This is a genomic window from Allobosea sp. Tri-44, from assembly GCF_004123845.1.
GTDB lineage: Bacteria > Pseudomonadota > Alphaproteobacteria > Rhizobiales > Beijerinckiaceae > Allobosea.
The window spans coordinates 632,399-655,620 of sequence record NZ_NBDP01000003.1 but is presented as its reverse complement, the minus strand read 5'-3'; the positions used below and the strand labels follow the sequence as shown (position 1 = coordinate 655,620).

At 65.9% G+C, this 23,222-nt stretch carries 23 protein-coding genes and 2 pseudogenes; 8 read left to right on the top strand and 17 right to left on the bottom strand.

Annotated features, from left to right (window positions below; genetic code table 11):
* Nucleotides 1–20 precede the first annotated feature (20 nt).
* Genes B6S44_RS03260 through B6S44_RS03230 form a run of 7 tightly spaced genes read left to right on the top strand, consistent with a single transcriptional unit; the run spans nucleotide 21 to nucleotide 5,441 of the window.
* A complete protein-coding gene (locus B6S44_RS03260; protein WP_129155587.1) occupies nucleotides 21–377 on the top strand; it encodes an ArsR/SmtB family transcription factor in 357 nt (118 codons plus the stop codon).
* A complete protein-coding gene (locus B6S44_RS03255; RefSeq protein WP_129155299.1) occupies nucleotides 370–897 on the top strand; it encodes an arsenate reductase ArsC in 528 nt (175 codons plus the stop codon). The genes B6S44_RS03260 and B6S44_RS03255 overlap by 8 nt, the downstream gene beginning before the upstream one ends.
* On the top strand, nucleotides 897–1,322 hold the full coding sequence (gene arsC / locus B6S44_RS03250; protein WP_129155298.1) for an arsenate reductase (glutaredoxin): 426 nt from the start codon (nucleotides 897–899) through the stop codon (nucleotides 1,320–1,322). The genes B6S44_RS03255 and arsC overlap by 1 nt, the downstream gene beginning before the upstream one ends.
* Nucleotides 1,323–1,329: 7 nt before the next feature.
* Nucleotides 1,330–2,382, top strand: coding sequence for an ACR3 family arsenite efflux transporter (gene arsB / locus B6S44_RS03245; RefSeq protein WP_129155297.1), 1,053 nt, complete (start codon nucleotides 1,330–1,332; stop codon nucleotides 2,380–2,382).
* 58 nt (nucleotides 2,383–2,440) lie between these two features.
* Nucleotides 2,441–2,758, top strand: a complete 318-nt coding sequence (locus B6S44_RS03240; RefSeq protein ID WP_129155296.1) for an ArsR/SmtB family transcription factor — start codon at nucleotides 2,441–2,443, stop codon at nucleotides 2,756–2,758.
* Between the two features lie 53 nt (nucleotides 2,759–2,811).
* Nucleotides 2,812–4,212, top strand: a complete 1,401-nt coding sequence (locus B6S44_RS03235) for an FAD-dependent oxidoreductase (RefSeq protein ID WP_129155295.1) — start codon at nucleotides 2,812–2,814, stop codon at nucleotides 4,210–4,212.
* Nucleotides 4,209–5,441: an MFS transporter gene (locus B6S44_RS03230; RefSeq protein ID WP_164985703.1), complete on the top strand. Its 1,233-nt coding sequence runs from the start codon at nucleotides 4,209–4,211 to the stop codon at nucleotides 5,439–5,441. The genes B6S44_RS03235 and B6S44_RS03230 overlap by 4 nt, the downstream gene beginning before the upstream one ends.
* A gap of 86 nt (nucleotides 5,442–5,527) precedes the next feature.
* Here B6S44_RS03230 and B6S44_RS03225 read toward each other — a convergent pair.
* The 3 genes and pseudogenes from B6S44_RS03225 to B6S44_RS03215 all read right to left on the bottom strand — a co-directional run.
* Nucleotides 5,528–5,770 (bottom strand): annotated as a pseudogene (locus B6S44_RS03225) (sulfite exporter TauE/SafE family protein); the annotation flags it as partial.
* Nucleotides 5,771–5,915: 145 nt separating this feature from the next.
* Complete coding sequence (locus tag B6S44_RS03220; protein WP_129155293.1) at nucleotides 5,916–7,154, bottom strand: ABC transporter substrate-binding protein; 1,239 nt, start codon at nucleotides 7,152–7,154, stop codon at nucleotides 5,916–5,918.
* Nucleotides 7,155–7,403: 249 nt separating this feature from the next.
* Nucleotides 7,404–8,090, bottom strand: a complete 687-nt coding sequence (locus B6S44_RS03215) for a DJ-1/PfpI family protein (RefSeq protein ID WP_129155292.1) — start codon at nucleotides 8,088–8,090, stop codon at nucleotides 7,404–7,406.
* Nucleotides 8,091–8,182: 92 nt separating this feature from the next.
* Between B6S44_RS03215 and B6S44_RS03210 the strand changes: the two genes are divergently transcribed.
* A complete protein-coding gene (locus tag B6S44_RS03210) occupies nucleotides 8,183–9,121 on the top strand; it encodes a GlxA family transcriptional regulator (protein WP_129155291.1) in 939 nt (312 codons plus the stop codon).
* Nucleotides 9,122–9,143: 22 nt separating this feature from the next.
* Here the strand turns inward: B6S44_RS03210 and B6S44_RS03205 are convergent, their stop codons facing one another.
* From B6S44_RS03205 to B6S44_RS03140, 14 genes and pseudogenes are all read right to left on the bottom strand, one after another.
* Nucleotides 9,144–10,070, bottom strand: coding sequence for a CobW family GTP-binding protein (locus tag B6S44_RS03205; RefSeq protein ID WP_129155290.1), 927 nt, complete (start codon nucleotides 10,068–10,070; stop codon nucleotides 9,144–9,146).
* Nucleotides 10,070–11,560, bottom strand: a pseudogene (locus tag B6S44_RS03200) (amidohydrolase family protein); the annotation flags it as partial. The gene B6S44_RS03205 and the pseudogene B6S44_RS03200, both read right to left, overlap by 1 nt.
* Nucleotides 11,561–11,730: 170 nt before the next feature.
* Nucleotides 11,731–12,072, bottom strand: a complete 342-nt coding sequence (locus B6S44_RS03195; RefSeq protein ID WP_206735067.1) for a Rid family hydrolase — start codon at nucleotides 12,070–12,072, stop codon at nucleotides 11,731–11,733.
* A 108-nt stretch (nucleotides 12,073–12,180) separates the two neighbouring features.
* The gene (locus B6S44_RS03190; RefSeq protein WP_129155287.1) at nucleotides 12,181–13,458 is read right to left on the bottom strand and encodes a BatD family protein; all 1,278 of its coding nucleotides are present in this window, start codon (nucleotides 13,456–13,458) and stop codon (nucleotides 12,181–12,183) included.
* Nucleotides 13,455–14,096: a tetratricopeptide repeat protein gene (locus B6S44_RS03185; protein WP_248309412.1), complete on the bottom strand. Its 642-nt coding sequence runs from the start codon at nucleotides 14,094–14,096 to the stop codon at nucleotides 13,455–13,457. The genes B6S44_RS03190 and B6S44_RS03185 overlap by 4 nt, the downstream gene beginning before the upstream one ends.
* Entirely contained in the window at nucleotides 14,093–15,010 is a 918-nt protein-coding gene (locus B6S44_RS03180) for a VWA domain-containing protein (protein WP_248309411.1), read from the bottom strand. Before B6S44_RS03180 ends, B6S44_RS03185 begins: the two co-directional genes overlap by 4 nt.
* A complete protein-coding gene (locus B6S44_RS03175) occupies nucleotides 15,007–16,023 on the bottom strand; it encodes a VWA domain-containing protein (RefSeq protein ID WP_129155285.1) in 1,017 nt (338 codons plus the stop codon). The genes B6S44_RS03180 and B6S44_RS03175 overlap by 4 nt, the downstream gene beginning before the upstream one ends.
* Nucleotides 16,024–16,025: 2 nt before the next feature.
* The gene (locus B6S44_RS03170) at nucleotides 16,026–16,517 is read right to left on the bottom strand and encodes a DUF4381 domain-containing protein (RefSeq protein WP_129155284.1); all 492 of its coding nucleotides are present in this window, start codon (nucleotides 16,515–16,517) and stop codon (nucleotides 16,026–16,028) included.
* Nucleotides 16,514–17,518 (bottom strand): DUF58 domain-containing protein, encoded by a 1,005-nt coding sequence (locus tag B6S44_RS03165; RefSeq protein ID WP_206735066.1) that lies wholly within the window; start codon nucleotides 17,516–17,518, stop codon nucleotides 16,514–16,516. The genes B6S44_RS03170 and B6S44_RS03165 overlap by 4 nt, the downstream gene beginning before the upstream one ends.
* A gap of 12 nt (nucleotides 17,519–17,530) precedes the next feature.
* Entirely contained in the window at nucleotides 17,531–18,508 is a 978-nt protein-coding gene (locus tag B6S44_RS03160; RefSeq protein WP_129155283.1) for an AAA family ATPase, read from the bottom strand.
* A gap of 109 nt (nucleotides 18,509–18,617) precedes the next feature.
* Entirely contained in the window at nucleotides 18,618–19,574 is a 957-nt protein-coding gene (locus B6S44_RS03155) for a formylglycine-generating enzyme family protein (protein ID WP_248309410.1), read from the bottom strand.
* Between the two features lie 42 nt (nucleotides 19,575–19,616).
* Nucleotides 19,617–20,570 carry an HAD family hydrolase gene (locus B6S44_RS03150; protein WP_248309439.1) on the bottom strand — a complete coding sequence of 318 codons (954 nt, stop codon included), beginning with the start codon at nucleotides 20,568–20,570 and terminating at the stop codon, nucleotides 19,617–19,619.
* A gap of 85 nt (nucleotides 20,571–20,655) precedes the next feature.
* Nucleotides 20,656–21,687 carry a DUF1254 domain-containing protein gene (locus B6S44_RS03145; RefSeq protein WP_129155281.1) on the bottom strand — a complete coding sequence of 344 codons (1,032 nt, stop codon included), beginning with the start codon at nucleotides 21,685–21,687 and terminating at the stop codon, nucleotides 20,656–20,658.
* Between the two features lie 17 nt (nucleotides 21,688–21,704).
* Entirely contained in the window at nucleotides 21,705–23,147 is a 1,443-nt protein-coding gene (locus B6S44_RS03140) for a DUF1254 domain-containing protein (protein WP_129155280.1), read from the bottom strand.
* Nucleotides 23,148–23,222: the final 75 nt, after the last annotated feature.

Below are 23,222 nucleotides of genomic sequence, written 5' to 3'. Positions count from 1 at the left end.
ATGTCGATAAGTCTCGACATATGGAAAATGAGCAGGTCATCCTCTCCCTCGCCGCAATGGCGCAGACCACCCGGCTCGACGTCTTCCGCTTGCTGGTCGCCGCGGAGCCCGACGGCTTGCCGGCCGGAGAGATCGCCCGGCACCTCGAAGTCCCACACAACACGATGTCGTCGCATCTCGGCATCCTGAGCCGCGCAGGCCTCGTGCGGTCGGAGCGCTTCAGCCGCTCGATCGTCTATCGCGCCGACCTGGAAGCGCTGCGGGCCGTCATCGCTTTCTTGCTCAAGGATTGCTGCGGTGGTCGTGCGGAGATCTGCGCGCCGCTGCTGGCCGAACTCAGCCCCTGCTGTCCTCCGAAGGTCACGACCGATGCCTGATCGCATCCACAACGTGCTGTTCCTCTGCACGCATAACTCCGCCCGCTCCATCATGGCCGAGGCAATGCTCAACCACCTCGGCGAGGGACGCTTTCACGCTTTCTCCGCCGGCAGCGAAGGCGGCCCCGGCCCAAAGCCCATGGCGCTCAAGGTACTCGAGGCCGAGGGCATTCCGACCGCGGGGTTGTCGTCTAAGACCTGGGACGTGTTTGCGGCACCCGGCGCGCCCGTCATGGATATGGTCATCACCGTCTGTGATCAGGCGGCCGGCGAAGCCTGCCCATTCTGGCCCGGCCAGCCGATCACGGCGCATTGGGGAATCGAAGACCCCTCGAATGTCGAAGGCACCGAGATCGAGCGCGAGCGGGCCTTCGTGACGGCGCTGCGCTACCTCAGGAATCGCATCAACGTCCTGCTTTCGCTCCCTGTCGCCAGCCTGGACGAGATGGCGCTGGCGCAGCGCGTCCGGCAGATCGGTGGCCTCGAAGGAACGACTGGCTCCCGTCCGGAGGTGGGGTGATGGAAGTCGTCATCTACCACAACTCGGCCTGCGGGACGTCGCGGAACACGCTTGGCCTGATCCGCAATGCCGGCGTCGAACCGCATGTGATCGAGTACCTTAAGACGCCGCCGACCAGGGCGTTGCTGCAGCAGCTCCTGGCCCGCGCAGGGCTGACAGTCCGCGAGATTCTTCGGGAGAAGGGTACGCCCTTCGCCGAGCTCGGGCTCGATGATCCGAACCTCTCCGACGATGCCTTGCTCGACGCGATCGAGGCCAATCCGGTCCTGATCAACCGGCCGCTCGTCGTGTCGCCGAAGGGGGTGCGGCTGTGTCGCCCGTCCGAGGCAGTCTTGTCTCTGCTGCCACCGCAATTGGGCGAATTCCGCAAGGAAGACGGCGAGCTCGTCGTCGACGCCGCCGGCCGCCCCGTCGCTCTCGCCTGAGGTCCCCATGTCCACTTTCGAACGCTATCTCACGCTGTGGGTTGCACTGTGCATCGTCGTCGGCATCGCGCTCGGCCATGTCATGCCCGGCGTGTTCCAAGCCATCGGCGCGGCCGAGATCGCCAGGGTCAACCTGCCGGTTGCCGTGCTGATCTGGCTGATGGTCATACCCATGCTGCTGAAGATCGACTTTGCCGCGCTCGGCCAGGTCGGCAGGCATTGGCGCGGAATCGGCGTCACGCTGTTCATCAACTGGGCGGTGAAACCGTTCTCGATGGCGGCGCTGGGTTGGTTCTTCATCGCCTGGCTGTTCCGGCCCTGGCTGCCGGCCGATCAGATCAACAGCTATATCGCCGGGCTCATCATCCTGGCAGCAGCTCCCTGCACCGCCATGGTCTTCGTCTGGTCGAACCTGACGAAGGGCGAGCCGCATTTCACGCTGAGCCAGGTCGCTTTGAACGACGTGATCATGGTTGTCGCCTTCGCACCGATCGTGGGCCTGCTGCTCGGCCTGTCGGCGATCACGGTGCCTTGGGGAACGCTTGTCCTGTCAGTCGTGCTCTACATCGTCCTCCCGGTGATCGTCGCTCAGCTCGTCCGCAACCGTGTCCTCGCGAACGGCGGGCAGGCGGCGCTGGATCGCCTGCTCGGCCGGCTTGGCCCGGCCTCGCTCCTGGCGTTGCTTGCGACGCTCGTCCTGCTCTTCGGCTTCCAGGGCGAACAGATCCTGGCGCAACCGATGGTGATCGCGCTGCTTGCGGTGCCGATCCTGATCCAGGTCTACTTCAATGCCGGTCTCGCCTACCTGCTGAACCGGATTGCCGGCGAACAGCACTGCGTGGCCGGTCCGTCTGCACTGATCGGCGCCTCGAACTTCTTCGAGCTGGCCGTCGCTGCCGCCATCAGCCTGTTCGGCTTCAACTCCGGAGCGGCGCTCGCCACCGTCGTCGGCGTGTTGATCGAGGTTCCCGTCATGCTCACCGTGGTCTGGATCGTGAACGGGTCGAAGGGCTGGTACGAGCGCGGCGGCAGCGTCCGCAAAGTGCAGGCCGCCGAATAATTCGACAATCGTCGAAATATTGATTGACGGCTTTTCGCGGACAGCATAACATATTTCCATGAAAATCGAAGAAGCTGCAAAGCAGCTTGAGGCGCTCGGCAATCCGACCCGTCTTGAGCTCTACCGGGTCCTGGTCCGCGCCGGCCACGGCGGGCTGCCGGTCAACCAGGTGCAGGAGCGTCTGGGCATCCCGGCCTCGACCCTCTCGCACCACCTTCAGCGCCTAGTGCAGAACGGGCTGGTCTCGCAGGAGCGGCAGGCCACGACCCTGATCTGTAGAGCCCAATATCCTGCGATGGCCGCCTTGCTCGGCTTCCTCGCGGATGAATGCTGCGCTGACGAAACCTGCGCAGCGAAGTCCGATCAGGCTGCTTGAGTAGCTTTTTATTTGCCGGTTAATTCGATCCTTCTAGGATAACAGGAGAGCTTATGATGATGGAACTTCCTGTGGCCGTCATCGGCGCCGGTCCTGTCGGACTTGCCGCCGCGGCTAACCTCGTTGCGCGCGGCCTTGCCGTGAAGGTCTACGAAGCCGGCATTGCGGCCGGCGCGAACATCAGCGACTGGGGCCATGTTCGGCTGTTCTCGCCATGGGCCTACAATGTCGATCAAGCGGCCCGCTCGCTGCTGGAAAAGGCCGGCTGGCGGGCGCCAGACGAGGCGGTTTATCCGACCGGCGCCGACTTTGTCCGGGAGTATCTTGCGCCCCTTGCGCAATCCCCTGCCCTGGCGCCGGTCATCGAGTACGGAGCGCGCGTCAGGACGATCGGGCGGCGCGGCATCGACAAGGTCGTCAGTCGCGCCCGCGAGCTGCACCCCTTCCAATTGACCATTGTCGACAGCGACGGGCGCGTCCGCCGCGAGCTCGCGCGGGCGGTGATCGATGCCTCAGGAACCTGGGCGTCACCGAATCCGCTCGGCGCAGGCGGCGTAGCTGCCGAAGGCGAGGAAAAGTTCGCCGATCGGATCGCCTACAGCATTCCGGATGTGCTCGGCGGCGACCGTGCCAGCTATGCCGGGCGCACGACGGTGGTTGTCGGTGCCGGCCACTCCGCCGCGAACGCGCTGCTCGACCTGGCCGAGCTCGCGACCCAGGAACCCGCTACCAAGGCGATCTGGCTGACGCGCGGCAGCAACCTGTCCCGTGTCTATGGCGGCGGTGCCGACGATCAGCTCGCAGCACGCGGGGATTTGGGACAGAGGCTGCGGCAGCTCGTCGAAGCCGGCCGCATCGAGCTCGTCGCCGGCTTCGCGGTGACCACGGTGCGCGAGGCGAGCGGCCAACTCGCCCTCGATGGCGAGACACCCGATGGCCCTCGCGCGATCGGGTCCATCGACCGGATCGTGGTCTGCACGGGCCAGCGTCCTGACCTCACCTTGACCCGGGAATTGCGTATCGAGCTCGACCCCTGGCTGGAGAGCGCCAAGGCGCTCGGCCCGATGATCGATCCCAACCTGCACTCCTGCGGATCGGTGCCACCACACGGGCATCGCGAACTCTCCCACCCGGAACCGGGTTTTTACACCGCGGGGATCAAGAGCTATGGCCGCGCGCCGACATTCCTGATGCTCACCGGGTATGAGCAGGCCCGTTCGGTGGTCGCGGCAATTGCTGGCGATATGGTGGCAGCCGACGATGTCCAGCTTGTCCTGCCTGAAACCGGAGTATGCACGACCGCGCCCGAAAGCGCAGGCGGTTGCTGCGGCGGCCCGGCTCCGACCGAACTGGACGCCTGCTGCGCCGCCGACGCCTCCGCCAAGACGCAGGGCAAGGCTGGGTGCGGCTGCAGCAGCTCCGCAAAGGCGAGCGAGGCCGTGCAAGCGCAATGACGACGCTTGCCACCTCCGACACGAGCCCGGCTCCGGCTGCCGGAATCGGGCTCATTCTCGCTCTGGGCGTCACTCAGGTCGCCGGCTACGGCGCGCTCTATTACGCGTTCGCGGTGCTCGCGCCTGGCATGACCAAGAGCCTGGGCTGGGCGCCCGAATGGACCTATGGCGGCTTTGCTCTCGGACTGCTCGCTGGAGGCCTGGCTGCGCCCTTCGCCGGGCGCCTGATCGACCGATACGGCACGCGTCGGATGATGAGCATCGGCAGCGTGCTCGCAAGCCTGTCTCTCTTTGCCCTGTCCAGGGCTGAAGGATTGGTGAGCTACTACGCGGCGATGATCGCCCTCGAGGTCGTATCGACGCTGGTCCTTTATGATGCCGCGTTCACGGCCCTCACCCAGGCGCATGGCGCGGGAGCCCGGCGCGCGATCAGCAAGCTGACGCTGATCGGTGGCTTCGCCTCGACCTTATTCTGGCCGCTCACCACTGCGCTGCTGGTGCAGGCGGATTGGCGCACGATCTACCAGATTTATGCGCTGGGCTACCTGGTCCTGGCGCTGCCGTTGCATGCGTTCCTCCTGCCCCGAAGTGGGGCAGCATCCCTTGCAAAGCCAGCTCGGCCGTCCGAGACGTCAAAGCCTGATGGCTACCTTGCCGGTCCGGCCCGCCAACGCGCCTTCGTCCTGCTGGCGATCGCGTTTTCTCTCCAGGGCTTCGTCATTTCAACCATGTCGGTTCACATGCTGACACTGCTGCAGGGCCTCGGGTTCAGCGCAGCGCTGGCGGTCACCTTCGGCGCCATGGTCGGCCCGTCACAGGTGACCGGGCGGCTGATCGAGATGCTTTTCGGCACCAATGTTCCTCCGGTGACGACGGCGTGGGTCTCGGGAGCGCTCATGCCGCTCGGGTTCATTCTGCTCGCTTTCGCCAGCGGTACGGCCGCACTCGCTGGGCTGTTTGCGATCGCCTATGGCATCAGCATGGGCCTGAGTTCGATCGTGCGCGGTACGGTTCCGCTCCAGCTCTTCGGTCCCGCCGGCTACGGTGCGATGCTCGGCAAATTGTCCGCGCCGGGCCTCGCCATCCGCGCCGCAGCGCCGCTTGCCTTTGCCGTGATGCTCGAACGAGCCGGGCTCGCGGCGAGTACGGTGGTCCTGGTCGCGTTATCGGCCGCAGCGGCGCTGGCATTGCTCATGCTGGCGCGTGACGTTGGCCGGGCAAGAAGCTGAGAAATCGACCGTTCGAGCGACGCCAGGCGATCCGGCGCAATGCGCGGGTGCTGCCCTAGAACGTGCACCCGGCTTGGACGAGAGGATCAACTCAGGAAGCCGGAGGCGCCGTCCCAGAGCAGCTTCAGCGCGGTCACGACCAGCAGCCCGTAGCAGGCGCGATAAACCTGGCGCTGGTCCAGCGCGCCATGCAGCCGCCAGCCGAGCCAGATGCCGGCCGGGATGGCGGGCAGACAAATCGCCATCAGCGCCCAGATCTGGCCGCTCGGCTGCACCAGCAGCAGCCACGGCGCCGCCTTGAGCAGGTTGCCGACGGTGAAGAACATGGCGACACCGACCATGGAGCAGCTCGACATCGGCCTCAGCACGCTGGCGGCACTCCTGAGCGCCGGAGAAGACGACTTCGACTCGACGGAATGAACGAAGTGCGGCCAGCGTGACCAGGGGCGACAACGTCCAAGCAAAGTGTCGCCGTCATTTGCCCGAGGCGAGCGGGCACTCGCTTTCGTTCAACGGGCGATACGCGTCCTTGGCGGCGATCTTCTCCACGATCTTGTAGTACGCCCACGGCTTGTCCAGTTCCTTGGGCTCCTTGGCCTGGACGAGGTAGAAGTCGTGATAGAGCTTGTTGTCGGCTCGCAGCATGGCCCCGCGGGCATAAAAATCATCGACAGCGGTGGCGCGCATCTTTTCAAGAACGCGATCGGTGTCATCCGACCCCGCTGCGGCAACGGCCTTCAGATAATGCAGAACCGATGAATAGACCGCGGCCTGAGGAGCGGTCGGCATGGCGCGATGCGCCGTAAAGAAGCGTTTTGCGAATGCCCTGGTTTCATCATCCAGGTCCCAATACCAGGCCGTAATGGTGGTCAGTCCTTTGGCGATCTCGAGGCCCATGCTGTGGACATCGGTCAGGAACATTAGCAGCGCCACCGCCTTCTGCGATCCCTGGCCCATGCCGAACTCGTTCCACTGCTTCATCGCGGAAACCAGCTGTTCGCCAGCATTCGCAAACGCCACGACCTTCGCGCCGGAGGTCTGCGCCTGCATGAGAAACGAGGCGTAGTCCGCATTCCCCAGAGGATGGAAGACCGAGCCTTGGCTCTTCCCGCCAATGGAAGCGAGCATGCCTTGCGATTCTGCCACCATGTTCCGACCAAAGGCATAGTCGGCGGCGATGAAGAACCAGGTGTCGAGCCCCTGTGACTTCAGCTTGCGAATGGGGCCGGCGACCAGATTGTAGTTGTCGTGCAGCCAGGCCAGGCCGGTGGGCGCGCATTGCTTGCCTGTGATCTCGGCCGTGCCGACCGCCGAATAGATCACCAGCTTGTTCCGTTCGCGAGCAAGCGCTTGCACCGCAAGGGCGACCGCCGAGTTGCCGACATCCACCACCATGTCCACGCCGTCCACGCCGTACCAGCGGCGCACGATCTGTGCCCCGATATCCGGTTTGTTCTGATGGTCTGCCGTGACGATCTCGACCTTGATCGACGGGGCCAGCTTCTGGAAATCTTCAACGGCCAGCTTCGCGGCGATGATCGAGCCTGGCCCGGCCAGATCGGCAAGCGGTCCAGACTGATCGTTGATCACGCCGATCTTGACGACGCCATCGGAGATCTGGGCGGTGGAAGAGCCCGTCATCAGCGCCAATGCGGCCCATACGCCGACGATGGCCTTGAGCAAAGCACGAACGAGGCCGCCCCGGAGCGGCATGCTGCGATCCGATCTCATTGTTGTTCCCCTGATGAGCCGACTCTCGCGGCTTTTCCTTCGGTTGGGCCGGAAAGCGAAGGCGCTTCGCGGGGCCATGCCGATCTGTCGCCGAGGCTAGCGCCCGGCAGGAAAGGACTACAACGGCCTATTTCCCTCGATTTCAGCCATTGAAAGCCCCTCTCGAAGATCTCCGGCGACAAGCATCGACCTGACGTCATGCCGCCGAGAACGCAGTCGCCTCCGCCGGACTCAGCGCAGTCTCGCGGCGGCCTCGCCGACAAGCGCCAATCGATGCTGACGCGGTACTTTCATCCTGTTCAACAGCAGGTCCACGACCTCCGGCGGCGCCGTCTCCGGAGATCCCGCATTAAATGGCGGCGCCGGGTTGTATTCCAGCCGCAGCTGGATCGCTTCGGCGGCGCGGCGATCCACCAGTTCGGAGACGACCGTCAGGCCGAGATCAATGCCTGCGGTGACGCCTCCCCCCGTGATCCGATTCCGGTCGATGCAGACTCGTTCGCGCGAAATCGTCGCGCCGAGCATGGGGAGCGCATCGACCGCACTCCAATGCGTCGCCGCCCTGTAATCCTTGAGCAGCCCCGCCGCGGCCAGGACGATCGAACCCGTGCAGACCGATGTGACGAAGCGCGCTTTCTCTGCCTGGCGGCGCAGGAACCCAAGGATCTCATCGTCGCTGAGCAGGTCGTCGGTCCCGTATCCGCCGGGGACGCAAATGACATCGAGCTGCGGACAGTCGACCACGGTGGTCGTCGGCATGATGGCCAGGACAGTGTCGCTCGGTACGGGCTCGATACGCTTCCAGATCAAATGGACTTCTGCCCCTGGCAAGCTGGAGAAAACCTGGAGAGGTCCAGTCATGTCGAGCTGCGTGATGCGCGGAAAGACCAGCAGTCCGAACTTGAATGACTGGGACATGACTTGAACCTCGAAGCTAACTTGACGATGGCAGCCTGCCATGATGGCATTTATGTCGAAATGACGCAGTTCCCTCGTTTACGGACACGCCGATGATCGGGATACTGATCTTCCCTGACTTCCAGTTGCTCGACGCCTCAGGGCCTGCCTCGGTGTTCGAGATTGCCAGGCGCTTCGTCCCGAACGCCCCAGAGATCCAGATGGTCGCCGCCCAGGCCGGGCCCGTGCGCAGTTCAAGCGGGGTCGAGGTGGTGGCCGCCAGCCTGCGCTCGGCAAAGACGATCAGCACGCTGGTCATCGCGGGAGGTCTCGGCGTCGAGGCGGCCACCGATTGCCGGGATACCCTCGCCTTCGTGAAGCGGCTTGCGAAGGACGGAACACGCGTCGCGAGCGTGTGCTCCGGGGCCTATGTTCTGGCGGCGGCGGGCTTGCTGGACGGCCGCAAGGCGACGACGCATTGGTGCCGCACCCAGGATTTCGTCTCGCGATATCCTCGGGTGAAGCTCGATCCCGATCGGATCTTTCTCCGCGACGGCAATGTCTGGACCTCAGCCGGCATCACGGCAGGCATCGACCTCGCGCTCGCGATCGCCGCGGAAGATCACGGCGAGGCGGTCGCCAAGGACATTGCCTGCCAGCTCGTCCTTTATCATCGCCGCAGCGGCGGCCAGTCCCAGTTCTCGTCGCTGCTGGAATTCAAGACGCCGAACGGGCGCTTCGCTCCGTTGCTCGCATGGGTCCGCGAGCATCTCGATCAGCCTCTCAATGTCGAGATCCTGGCCGATCGCGCCGGGCTCAGTCCTCGCCATTTCGCCCGCATCTTCACCGTGGAAACCGGTTCCACGCCATCCAAGGCGATCGAGAGGCTTCGGCTGGAGGTGGCGCGCGAACATGTGAAGTCGTCGGGCGAGCCGATCGAGCGAGTTGCCGAGACGACGGGCTTCCGCGATCCGGAGAGAATGCGGCGTGCCTTCGTCCGAGCCTTCGGTCAGCCACCGCAATCGATTCGCCGCGCGTCCCGGGACAACTGATGAAGCCTCGTCAGTTGCACCCTTATGGCAGCACCGCCTCGTTCAAAAGCGCGGTGATATCGCCAAGGTCGGCGACCTCCTTTCGGCCGATCAGCACAATCGCCGCCGCCAGACCGTCGCCGAGCGGGATGGGCGAAGGTATCAGCGTGGCGCGCGAGCCGACGAGCTGAAAGAGCAGCGGTTGGGATTGCTGCTCTGCAAAACGCACGACGCCCTTGGCGCGCAGAAGCTTCTGCGACATCAGATTGAGAGCGGTCTGGAATTTGGCCAGTGACAGCGGTCGGGGCGCAGTCCAGCTCACGGTTTCGAAGGTCGCAGGCGATGTCGGGCGGAGCGGTGCCAGCGCTCGCTGGTCGCCCGGGCCATGGCCGAACATCAGCTCCATCGGCAGCTCGTCCTGAAGCGCAAACACCGGCTTTGGGAAGAAACGGCGCTCGAGCTGAGAGACCAGTTGCTCGGCCGCCTGGCTGCCGGCCAGATCCGCTTTCGTGACGAGCAGCACATCGGCCGACCTCACCTGGGAGAGCCAGAGCGGATCGTCCCATAGCTCGGCGTCTTCGGAGACTCGCAAGCCGTCCACCAGTGTCAGCACCGTTTCCAGCGCCGCAGCCTTGAAGATCACGGGATCGAGAAGGCTGCGGATGATCTCCGCCGGGTCCGAGATGCCGCTGGTCTCGATCACGATGGCGTCCGGGGCGGGGTCGCGTTTCACCACCGAAGCGAGCGTCCGCAAAAGGTCCCCCTGCAGCGAACAGCATATGCAGCCGTTCTTCAGGCTGACGAGCCCTTCGCTGGATGATTCCAGCAGTGCGGCATCAATATCGATGGCCCCGAAATCGTTGACGATCGCAGCGATGCGCTTTCCGTGCGCCTCCTGAAGCAACCGGTTGATGAGCGTCGTCTTCCCGGCACCCAGATAGCCCCCGATCAGCAGGATCGGCGTCGCCATCACAGCGTCGGGCGCCGGATGGGGCGGCCTGGGCGAGCATCCCTGACGAGATCTCCGTCCGCGATCACCGCCTCTCCGCCGACCAGCAGATGCCGCACGCCCTCGGAGGGCGCGTTCATGCGGGTGAAGTCCGCTCGATCCGTCAGTGCCTCGTAGTCGAATGCGACGATATCGGCATCGCAGCCGATCTGGACGCGGCCCTTCTTGTGCATGCCCGGCGTGCAGCCCTCGAGCAGCTGCGCCGGGATGAGCGAGCATTTGCTGAGGCCATCGAGCAGGCTGATGGCCTGTCGCTCCCGGACCCATTCTTTCAGGAACTTCGTGAACGTCCCCGAAGACCGGGGATGCGATACCGCGTCATCGGGGAGCGGCCAGGCATCGCCGGTGTAGGTCGAGCCATTCGGCAACGTCCAGGGCATCGCGTCGGACGCGATTATGCCGCCTGGAAACATGACCGAGACGTCCAGCAGCTTTCTGTGCCGGTCGTTGGCGGCCACGTCGAGGAAATGGATGAGGACCAGCGCCCCCGCATTCTCCTGCTGGGCGCGCAGGAGCTCGTCGCGGTCGCGAAACCGATGCCGCGACGCAACGACCTGGATGGCGCTGTAGTCCGTGCCAAAGCGTGTCGGAAACGCCGGGTCGCTGAAGAAATCAGCGCTGACCACCGTCGAGCCGGTGCCGTAGGGATACGCCTCCACCGTGACCTTGAGGCCTTGAGCCTGGGCGTTGCGCACGAGTTCCGCCGCCCTCTCCACGTCAAGCAGGCTCGTGCTGTTGAAGTGGCAGATATGCATGTGAGCGCCGGTGGAGCCCGCCAGCCCGATCAGGCGCGTATATCCCTCGATCGAGCTCAGCGGATCGACGTTCGACATGAAGGCTATGTGGGTGAATGTCGGCGTGGCGAAGCTGGCGGCCAGGCTGCAGAGCTCGGAAATCTCCTTGATGCCGGTTCCGGGCGCGTAGGCATTGGGAAAGCCGATCCCGAGCCCGCCTTGCTCGAGGCCGGTCCGGACGCGCTCGACAATGTCCGCCGTCTCGGCCGGATCGGCAGCATCGGTGACCCAGCGCTTGTCGCGCATGGCGAGGCCCATGCCTTCGATCGTCGATTGCGTCTGCTGCGAGGTCAGCGTGGCGATCCGGCCAAAGATCCAGCCCGCAGAGGCGCCATAATTCAGGACCCGGCCGGCATGGGCCTGCTCGTCGTACCATCGTGCCACCGGCAGGACGCCGATCTCCAGCTCCAGCGAGGTCGTGACACCGTCGAAAGCTTGCATCCGGTCGGCCGGGATCGACTGGCCATGTCCATGCAGGTCGACGAACCCGGCCGTGACGATCAGGCCGTCGGCGTCGAGCGTTCGCCCGGCCGGTTGGGAAAGGCTTCCGATCGCGACGATCGCCCCGTCCTTGACGGCGACATCAGCCATCTCGTCGAACGCGGTCTGCGGATCGATAACGCGCCCACCTCGGATAATGAGATCGAACATTCGGAATCCTTCTGTTTCGCGCCGACAGTTACAACAAGCGCGACCAGTTCAAAGCCCTTCTGGCGATCGTTCGATCAAGCAGGTCCGCAATCCGCCGGCGAAACACAGAGCATCGAGCGCCTTCCCCGCGCCCTTGTCGCCACGCTGGTCATATCGAGAGCGACGAGAAAGAGCCGTCACATCTGCGCATCGACCGCCGCGATCACCCGCACCTCGACGCGTGCGCCCTCGCGCCGGAGGCCGGCGACTTCGACTGCGGTCCAGGCGGCAAAAGGCTTGCTCATGTGCTCCAGCCGAATCCGGTCGAACAGGGCAAAATGCTGACGCAGGCCGACATGATAGCTCGTCATCTCGACGACCGCGCCGGAATCGAGGCCGGCCTCGGCGAGCACGAGCCCGATCTTGCGGAAGACATTGCGAACTTGAGCCTCCGCCTCCTCCGGCATCCGCCCCTCGGCATCGCCGCCGGTGACGCCGGTCGGGAAGGCAAACCCACCCGACAGGATCGCCGGCGACATTCTGAGCTGCTCGGCAGCGGCGCGGAATTCTGGAGGTGTGATGGCGCATTTGGGCATGGGCGAATCTAGCGACCCTGCACGTCTTTGCAGGCAAGTCGATTGAGCCGCTCAGGCGGAACTCGACAAAGGGTTGAGCGGAGGAAGTACATTGGAGCGGTTCGACGCATTGTCTCGACGCGCGCTCCATGTTCGAACGGCCTCGGCGAAGACGGCGCCGCGTCCTCGGTTCCAATCTTCTCCGGTACCGAAAAGGCTATTTTCCAGAGTCCCAATCATCGGGCCGATCCGGGCATCGTCCCGGAGCTGCTCGGCCTCCTTCGTCGGCTGATGCAGCAGCCAGGTCGAGAACGCCCGGTAAGTCGGCGCGGCCTGCCCTGTCTTCGCGGCTTTTCGCAACTGCTTGCGCGCAAAGGCCTCGGATGATTGGTGCTGCGTCTTCCAGGCGCGCCAAGCTTCTCCCAACATTCTCCTCATCGATATGCAAGCAATCAGCCCTGCGCTGACGGCAAGCGTTGCGATCAGCCAGATCGACGCCCAGGCCGGTCGCGTGCCGGGCTGGGCGGTGCCGATGGCGACCGTGACGGTCACGCCCGGCAGGGTCTGCGTCCTCGCCTGCCTGTCGGCGAGGCTCCACCAGGGCTGCGAGAGCGCCGGCAGCGTATAGGTTCCCGCCGTCTCGAAGACATAAGTGACCTGATCGGTGCGGAGCCCCTCCACCTCGCCGCGATTGGTGCGATCATCGACCGTGGGCGTATCGGGATAGACGCGCACCCCCTCCGGCGCCGCGAAACGGAACTCGGCCATGCCGAGCGCCGGCACGCCGCTGGCCTTGCGGTGGATCGTGCGCACGAGGGCGCCGCCCGCCCTGATCGTCGCCGCAGCAGGGTCCGGCGACCAGTCTTGCGTAATTTCGACCACGTCCGTGACCAGGACCGGGCCCGCGGCGTCGATCCCGGGCGGCACGGTGACGCTGATCCGCGTCGCCTCACCTTTGGCCGACCCGGCCGGATCGCCGGCGCGGTCGAGCACGGTGATGTTTGCCGGCGGAATGGCGATCTCTCCGCCGCGGCGCGGGAAGAGCACGAATTCGAAGCTCTGCCCGACATAATCCCGATCGGCGATCCGGTCCCGGATCGTGACCGCCTGTGTCTCGAAGCGCAGGATCTGCGCGCCCGCCGCTTCCGGAACCCTGACGAGCGGCGGATGGGGCATCTCGCCAGGGAACAACACTTCGACATGCAGCTTCACCGGCTGGCCGACGACGACGCCGCTGGCAGGATCGAGCGTCGTGCGCACGAACGGGGCATCGATGGGAATCTGGGCACGCGCCGGACTCCCTCCGAGGACGGACATGATCAGGAACGCCAGAATGGCCAGAGCGCTCATGGACCCGCTCCTGCCTGCTGCGCATTCAGCTGATAGGCAAACTTGGCCCTGAGAAAATCGGCCGGCTTCGTCTGAACGCGCTTCAGCCAGAGCGCCCGCACGGCTTCGTCGGACATCGGTGCCGATGTTTCGACCGTCGTGTCTTCGCCGCCCCGCTTCGTCTTGTCGAAGACGACCTCGTCTGGGCGCGAATCCGTCTGCCCCGTCTCGCCGCCCTCGGCTTTCGTTCTCTCGCCGCGGATGCGCGCGATCTCGCGGTTCGTCAGCGCTTCGCGCCAGTTCGAACGCAGCGCCAGGGCGCGGTCGTAGCTCTTCAGAGCCTCGTCGTACTGGCCGAGCATGACCAGGGCATTGCCGCGATCGAAGGCTGCCTCGGCCGTATCCCGTGCCGCGAAGGCCTGCTGAGCCCCTTTGAAATCCCCGGCGCGAAAGAGCGCGATGCCCCGCCAGAGCGGATCGCGAAAGGCCTGTGCGGCCTCGGCGGGACGGTTCTCGGCCATCAACAAGCGGCCGCGCTGATCGGGCTTCAGCCAGAGGTCGCGCCAGCCGAGACGGGAGCCTGCGACCAGCAGCACCAGCGCCGCAGCGAGCGCGATAGCCGCATAGGGCGAGGACGCGATCCGGCGGACCCATTTCACGACAGCACCCATCCGCGCCGGAACCAGAGCAGCGCCAGCAGGGCCAAGACCGGCGTGAGCCAATAGCCGGCCTCGCGCCAGCGCTCGCCCTCGCCTGTCGCATGGGCCGCCCTGCCCCCGGCATCGAGGCGACGGACGGCAGCCGCGACATCGTTTTGGTCTGCCGTCGTCGGAACCACGGCAGCCGCGATGGCCCGCGCGCCATCGTCGAGACCGCCCGTGTCCGTGCCGGGCGGGACAAGGGCGAGCAGTGTCACGGGCGCGCTTTTCACGCCCGCCAATCCGGCGACAGCCTCGGGCGAGATCGTATCCGCCATAAGGAGGATCGAGCCGCCATCGGCGCTGCTCGCCAGTGCCCGGTTGGCCAGAGCGAGCGCACCGGCGAGATCGTCGCCCTCCTTCGGCATGATCCGCGGTGACAGCGCCTTCGCCAGGTCGAGGACCACCGAGCTGTCGGGCGTCGGCGGCAGGACGAGATGGGCCGAGCCCGAATAGGCGACCAGTGCCGTCGCGGCTCCCTCCCGCGCGGCCAGGATATCGGCCAGCTTCTGCCGGGCGCGGTCGAGCCGCGTCGGGGCCAGATCCTCCGTCAGCATCGAGGGCGAGAGCTTCAGGACGACGGCGACTGCCGGCTTGGCGGCCGCGAAGGGGGACGGTTCGCGCTGCCAGGCCGGCCCGGCGACCGCGATGGTCGCGAGCAGCCATGCCAATAGCAGCCCGTCGACAGGCCCGATGCGCGCCTGCCGCCCCGTCCCGACAAGCAGATGGGGGAGCAGCTGCGCGTCGATGACGCGCTGCCATTGCAGCACAGGGTCGGCATGGCGCCGCTCGGCCAGCCAGAGGGCGACAGCCGGCAACAGCGCCAGCAGCCAGAGCGGCCGCTCGAAATGGAAGGCGGAGAGTGTCTCGATCATCGCTCCGCTCCGGTCGCCGGAGCAGAGACGAGCCGCAGCGGCCGACGCTGCCGTCTGGCGAGCGTCGCTGCCTGCACAAGCAGAGTGAGCACCAGCGCAGCCGCCAACGGCATCCAATAGACATCCCGCCGCGGCCGGACGCTGACGGTGTCGATGCGGCGCGTCTCGATCTCGTCGAGGCGGCGATAGATATCGGCGAGCTCTGCACGGTCGAGCGCGCGGAAAAAGCCGCCCCCGGTCGTGTCCGCCACCTCCTTCAGCGCGGCCTCGTCGAGCTTGTCCTCGCCTGCCGCCTGCGGATCCCCGACGGCGACGGTGTGGATGACGATGCCCTTGTCCTTCGCCACGCGCGCCGCCTCGGCCGGCGCGACCTTGCTCAGCGTGTCGTTGCCGTCGGTCAGCGCGATGATCGTCTTGGCCTTGACCGTGCTGCGCGCGAACAGCCCTATCCCCAGGCCGATCGCATCGCCGAAGGCGGTGCGCGGTCCGGCCATGCCGACAGCGGTATCGCGCAGCATGACACGGCAGAGATCGAGATCGGTGGTGAAGGGCACGAGCGCGAAGGGGGCGTCGCCGAAGACGACGATCCCGACGCGATCCCCCTTCCGGCGTGACAGGAAATCGTCGAGGACCTGCTTCACCGCCGTCAGGCGGTCGACGGTCCGGCCGGAAGCGTCAACGAAATCCTTGGTGTCCATCGAGCCGGAGAGATCGACGAGCACGAGCAGGTCGCGGGTCGGGACCTCGCGGTGCAGCGGCGGCTCAATCCATTGCGGGCGTGCGAGCGCGGCCAGGCTCAGCACCCAGACGAGCATGAGGAGCAGCAGGCGCCCGGCATGGCGATGTACCACGACGCCGCCCGAAAAGGCGGCTCGCCCGCTGAGACGGGTCAGTTTGTCGAAGAACGGCACCCGCAAGCCGATGCGGTGCTCGACATGGGGCGGCAGGCCGAACCAGACCAGCAAGGGCATCGGAGCGAGCAGGCTAACCCAGGGATAGGCTAGGGAAAGCACGGTCAGCCACTCCTGGCGACGGCACGGCCGCGCTGGCCGCGAAGCCAAGCCTTGGCCTCGGCGACGAGGTCCGTCTGCCCGCCCGTCTGTGCCCTGTCCTGTCCGGAGAAGACATGCCCCAACTCCACGGGAAACGCATCCGTCGGCGTGCCGGCAGGCGCCGTCCGGACGAGGAACGCGGCCCAGGCCCCGCCCGTCAGCGACGCCACCTGCTCGCGGCCATAGGCGACCAGCGCCGCGCGCTTCAGGATCGCCGAGACCGCCGCCGCAGTGTCCGGCTTTCCCGAGGCCGCCAATGCGTCGAGCTCCGCCGCCGCACTCCGCAGATAGGCATCGGCCCAGAAGCGCCGCAGCGCCCGCCAGCCGGCCACGGCCAGCATTGCTCCGGCCATCCCGGCGACGATCCAGACGCCGGCTGCCGGCGGCCAGAACGGTACGGGCGCAGGCAGCGCCAGATCAGCCAGGTTTGACAGGTCGGCGGGATCGGCGCTCATCGCGCGCCTCCGCCTATGCCGGCTTGCCGACGCGCGCTGCGCCGGCCGATCAGCTCGCGCAGTTGTTCGGCGACATCGCACTCGGTCGAGATCGGCAGGACGGGAATGGAGCGGCTGCGCGACAGGCCCGCCAGCCGGCTCCGCCATGCCGTGCGCTCCTCGCTGAAACGCGTGCGCAAGGAGGCGAGCGAGGAATCCACCTCGATCTGCGCGTCTCCCGAGCCGAAGGTCGCGAGCCCGACATCCGGCAGATCCTGCTCGATCGGATCGTGGACGAAGACGGCGAGCACATCGTTATGGGCGCAGAGCCCGGTGACCAGACGCTGGGTCTCCTCGTTCTCGCCCGCGGCATCGCTGATCAGGCAGACCAGCCCGTCATGCGTCGTCATGCGCGCCGCCGCCGCCAAGGCCTCGTTGAGCCGGGCACCTCCCGGTGCGGCTGCGGACGGCCGCGCCAGTGCCGCATTCCGGCGGGCGACCTCCGTGAGCACGCGGACGGCGCCTTGATCCCGTGCTCGCGGCTCGATCGTGGCGATCCCGTCATCGCCGAAGACCACGGCGCCGACGCGATCGCCCAGGGAGGTGACGCGCCAGGCAGCAAGGGCGGCGACTTCGGCCGCCGCAACCGATTTCATCGCCCGTCGGCTGCCGAAGAACATCGTGCTGCGCTGGTCGACCAGCAGCAGGACCGGCCGATCGCGCTCCTCGGAATAGACCCGAACATGCGGCGCGCCGAGCCGGGCCGTCGCCAGCCAATCGATCGTGCGCGTGTCGTCGCCTTCGACATAATGGCGCAGTTCCTCGAAGTTCAGCCCGCGGCCGCGCAGGCGGGAGGCGTGGCGCCCGGCGAGCAGGCTGTGCACGGGCTGGCGCGGCTGGAAGCTGAAGCCGCGCGCCCGGTGCTTGAGGCGCAGGAGTTCGTCGAGCGTGACGAAAGCATGCGCTCCAACGCTCGCCGCGTCGCCGCCGCCGGTTCGAAGCCTTTCCCGCATCATCGCCATGGCCGGTCTCCGCTATGCCGCGACGGCAACCTGCTTCACGACCTCGTCCAGCACCGCATCGGCGCCCATGCCGTCGGCGCCGGCCTCGTAGCTGAGCGAGAGCCGGTGCCTGAGGCAGTCATGCGCGATCGCCTGGACATCCGCCGGGGTGACGTAGTCGCGCCCCTGCAGCCAAGCATAGGTCCGCGCGCATTTGTCGAGCGCCAACGAGCCGCGCGGGCTGGCCCCGACCGCGATCCAGTTCTTGAGCCGGTCGCCGAATTCGGCCGGCCGGCGCGTGGCGGCGACGAGCGCGACCATGTAGGTTTCGACGACGTCCTTCGTCGTGACGCGGTCGATCTCGGCCCTTGCATCGAGGATGACCTTTTGGGGAATCTTAGCCGGCGCAGCCGCGGCGGACGTCGCGGCGCTTTCCGCGCGCACCAGCCGCATCACCTTCACCTCGTCGGCATCGGACGGATAGTCGATGCGGACATGCATGAGGAAACGGTCCATCTGCGCTTCCGGCAGCGGATAGGTTCCCTCCTGCTCGATCGGATTCTGGGTCGCGAGCACCATGAAGAGCGGCGGCAGGTCGTAGCGCTTGCCGGCCACGGTGACATGGCGCTCCTCCATCGCCTCGAGCAATGCCGACTGCACCTTGGGCGGGGCCCGGTTGATCTCGTCGGCGAGGACGAGGTTGCCGAACACCGGCCCCTTGCGGAACTCGAACTGCCCGTCCTGCCGCAGGATCTCGCCGCCGGTCACATCGGAGGGTAGCAGATCGGGCGTGAACTGGATCCGGCTGAAATCGGATTCGAGATTCTTCGACAGGCTCTTGATCGCCCGCGTCTTGGCAAGGCCGGGAAGTCCCTCGAGCAGGATATTGCCGTTGGCGAGAAGCGCCACGACGATGCGCTCGACGACCCGCTGCTGGCCGATGATGTCCTGGTTGATCCGGCTCTGGAGCTCCCGGACAGCATCGCGTGCACTCGATCCGGCTCGATCCATCGCTCGGCTCCGACAGGGCGCCGATCGGCGCGGTGACCAGACGATTTGCGCGAGAGGCTCGCGCGAAGTCAGCCTTGTTACAGTTACAGCCGCGCGAGTGCGGCCCCAGTCACGCGCGTACGACGCAGCGAAAGCCGACATGGCTGGTCGAGGTATCGACCGGCTCCGTATGGCGGGCCGCCGGCCGATAACGTCGGCAATAGCTCGGCGCGCAAAGATGCGAGCCGCCCTTCAGGACCTTGCGGGGAATGCGGATCGCCGGCTGGCGCTGATCGTAGCTCTCGGCCTCGGGGCCGCCGCGGGGATTCTGCGGCACGCAGCACGCCTTGGGCGCATCCGCTTGATGCCTGACCGACCAGAAATCGGTCGTCCATTCCCAGACATTGCCGATCATGTCGTAGAGCCCGTAGCCGTTCGGCGGAAAGGCCCTGACCGGCGAGGTGCGGGCCCAACCGTCCTCCCTGGTGTTCTCGTTCGGAAAATTGCCCTGCCAGATGTTCGCCATGTGGCGGCCTTCCGGCATGAGCTCGTCGCCCCAGGCAAATTCGGCGCCTTCGCGCCCGCCCCAGGCGGCGAACTCCCATTCCGCCTCCGTCGGCAGCGACTTGCCGACCCAGGCGGCATAGGCCTGCGCATCGCGATAGGCGACATGGATGACCGGATGGTCATCGAGCCCCTTGAGCGACGAGCCGGAGCCGTAGGGCTTGCGCCAGGTCGCACCGAACTTGAAGGACCACCATTGCGACCAGTCGCGCAGGTCGACGGGATGCGTCGGCGGGTTGAACATCAGCGAGCCGGCCCGCAGCATATGCGGCAAGGCCCCGGGATAATCCGCCGGATCTGGCGCGATCTCGGCGAAGGTGACATAGCCCGTCGCCTCCACGAAAGCGCGGAACTGCCGGTTCGTCACCGGCGCCGTATCGATCCAGAAGGCGTCGACGCTGACACGATGGCTCGGAGCCTCCTCGGCATAATGCTTGTCCGAGCCCATCCGGAATGTGCCGCTCGGGACGTGGACCATGCCTTCGGTGTTCGAGCGCACCGCTTGCACTGCGGCATCCGTCATGGTCTGGCGTCTCTCAAGCTGGAATCCCTCGCGTTTGCATCGTCACGGCCCGTTCGGAAAGACCTTCTTCCAGTCGGCCTTCATGTCGACGACCGTCCAGCCCTTGGCCGCGGCCTCGTCGAGCGCCTTGTCCAGCTTGCCAATCGCCGATGTCCGGTCGTAGGCCCATTCGCGCTCGGCGTCGGTGTGGCGGACGATCAGGGTGAGCCGCGGGCCGGGCCCTGCCGCAGTGTACTGGAGCATCTGCAGGTCGCCGTCGGAGTTGCCGAAGGCCAGGATCGGGCGGCGGCCGATGAAGCGGTTGATGCCGACGGGCTTGCCCGGCCCGTCATCGACGAACTCGACCTTGGGCTCCTTGAACAGCTCGGGCTTGCCGGCCGGATCGAGGCGGAACTTCACCAAGCCCGAGGAGCCGACCACCTGCTCCGGCGGGATGCCGTAGGCCTTCTCGGCGAAGACCCGCATGAACTCGACGCCACCGCCCGAGACGATGAAGGTCTTGAAGCCATTGGCGCGCAGATAGGCCAGCAGCTCAAGCTGCGGCTGGTAGACCATCTCGTCATAGCGTCGCTGCTTTGTCGGATGGCTTGCCGTATCGAGCCAGTTGCGCACCAGCGTCGCGAACTGATCGGTGGTCATGCCGGTATGGCTGGCCGCGAGCGCCTGCTGCAGCCCCTTACCGCCATTCGCCATCAGCCCCTTGAGGTTGCCGGCGACGACCGAGCGATACGGCTCCGTGGCGGCGAGCTCCGGCTTGTCCCTGGCCTGGCGCTTGATCTCGTCCAGCGCGAACTGGAGCTGGAAATAGACCGGCTGCTCGGCCCAGAGCGTGCCGTCATTGTCGAATGTGGCGATGCGCTCGGCCGGCCTGACGAAGTCCGGGCCGCCCTCGCGCGTCACCTTGGCGACGAAGTCGAGGATCGCTTGCTTGGCCTTGCTGTCGTTCCAGGACGGCAGCGGGTCGGTCTGCGCCTGGGCGCCGAAGCTCCAGCCCATCAGCCCCGCCGACAGCAGCGCGACGCCTAAAGCACGGCGGTTCAGCATGCGAACCTCCTCTGTCTCTCTTGTCTTTCGCCCGGTGTTACGAGACCGGCTGCGGTTGCGGGAACTTCCATTTGCCGTTCAGGATCTCGGCGCGTGGGCGATAGAGCCGCACGGTGTAGTTCCAGCCCGGCATGGTCGGCAGGCAGTTGGGGATCTTGCCGTCGCAGCCGCCGAACTGGATCGCGATCGAGCCATCGGGGCTCTTTTTCGCGGTCAGGTTGTTGAGGCTGTACGCGTCGTAGGGGTTCTTCTGGTAGTAGCCCTCGGCATTGTAGAGGCTGACCGACCAGAAGCCGTTGACCGGCACATCCTTGACGGCGAGCTTGTAAACGGTCTTGCCGTCGTTCCCGCTCGGCGTGATGTTGAGATAGGTCGCGTCCTTGTCGGGATTGCCACCCCAGGCCGAAGCGGAGCCGATCAGGTGTCGGACCGGATCGACCTGTTGCCTGGTTCCGAACGCCTTCTTGAAGTCCGGAATGGTCGAGCCGAGCACGATCAGCGCGTCGCGGACCTTCTTCTGGCTGGCCTGGTCCCAATTCGCCACCTCGAACTTGCCGGGGCTCTTCTGGCTGACCTTGATCGCGTCCTGCAGGGCATGGACCTGCTGGATGTCCTTGGGGTCGGAGGGGTCGACGAGCGTGCGGACGGCGGTCGCGACATAGCGCGTGCCGACCTTCTTCCTGTCGATGGTGTAGCTGCCGGCGCCATAGGCCACCATCGGCACATAGTGATCCTCGCTGATCACCTGCAGCGACATGAAGCGCTTGCCCGCATCCGGCAGCGTGATCGTCACTGGCCCGGCGTCGAGATCGAACACCGCCGCCGAATAGAGCGTGTCGCGGTTGAGCCGGATGACCGTCTGGTTGTCGATCGAGGCCGGTTCGCGGCGATGCAGGAACTTACCGAAGCTGCCATCCCTGGCCATGTTGCTCATGTACAGGTCGGTTTCGGCGCGGACGAAGTTGTCGACGCCGACCGGGGTCGCAGACACTCCGGACGACTGGGCGCGGGCGGCGCTGGCCGCGACGATCGTCATCGCAAGGATATGGATAGCGTGCTTGGCGAGCATGATGCGTCTCCTTTTCGTCAGACCGCGCGCGCCAGCGGCGGCGCTTTCCATTTTCCGTTCGATGCGGACGGTTTGGGCCAATACAGACGCATCACCGCAAAGAACGCGCCCTTCGGCGCAGGCAGCCAGTTGGCCTCCCGATCTGTCCCCGGCGACTCGTTCTGGACATGGATCGTGATGCCGCCATCGGCATCGCGCTTCAGCTTCGGCAGCATCGGCGAGTTGATCAGGTATCGGTTGAGGGGGTTGGCGTAGAGCAGGCTCGCCGGCAATTCGTACATGGTCAGCGACCAGAAGGCGTTGACTGGCGGCAATTGCCCCGGGGCGAAGCGCAGGACGTAGCGATTGCCGCCTTCCAGCTTCTGCCCAGCGGAATCGACGAAATAAACTGGATAGATCGCCTCGTCCTTCGAGTTCCCGTAGATTCCGAGTACGGCGGCTGACATGCGCGCCATGTAATCGTTCTTGAGAAAGGCGCGTGTGCCGAAGCCTTCTGCGCTGGTTCGCTTGCCGGTGTCGAGCTGGGTCTCCTTGTATTGCGCAAAGGCCTTCCAGCCATCGGCCATGCCGTCTTGCAGGGCCTGGCGGATCTCCGGGGAAAGTGAAGCAGCGTCGAAGCTCTTGCCGGCTCCGATGCCGATCCTGGCGAAGCGCGCCAGCAGCGCCCGTTCGGAAGGATGGGGCGGACAGAACTGGAGCAGGAAGTTCAGCAGCCCGAAGAATTCGAGCGAATTGCGCTCCTGTTCCGACGTCAGCGGCTTTGCGAACGCGACGGTCGGGGCTGGCGCGGGCGCGGGGGCGCCCAGGAATTGCGACAGCGGCTGGACCTTGTAGCCGGCCTGGACCGCCTTGACCTTCTCGATGTCGGCCGGATCGAAAAGCTGCGTCCGATAGAGCACGAAGGCGAAATCGGTCTCGCAGCGGATCACCGACTTGATGCCCTTGGGCTTGCTGCCTTTCCAGTTTGGCCCGGCGAGGAGGTGGCTGCCGGCGCCGTTGCCGGTGGCGCGGCTGCCGACATAGGCGAAATCGAAGGTGTAGAGGTCGATGAACTGCAGCGAGTAATAGCGCTCCTTCTCGACCGCCGGCACGGTGAAGACCAGCGGTTCGGCCCGCAGATCGGCGCCGACATAGGAATAGGGCGTGTCGGAGTTCGGCGTCTGGATCGCCTTGTCGTCGGGCGTATAGACCCGGGCATTGTTGACCAGCGTGTTCCAGGGCGCCTTGTATTCCGGGCTACCGCGGTCGACGAAGTACGAATGCTGGATGCGGTAGCTGTCGACCATGGGGAAGCCGTAGATCGTGGCTTCCCTGGCGATGGCGCGGGCCTCGCTTGCCGAGAGCGCCTGCGCGCTGGCGGGAAGCGCAATGGTACTGCCCGCTAGTAAGCTTGCCGCACCGAGCACGATCTCCCGCCGGCTCAAACCTGCATCTGCGATCGGCGACGATGCGCCCTCCATGCCCATACCCATTTTCCCCGTAAGTGACTCGGTCGTCACGTTAGGAGCGAACCGGCCATTGGCCGGTTCGCTCAG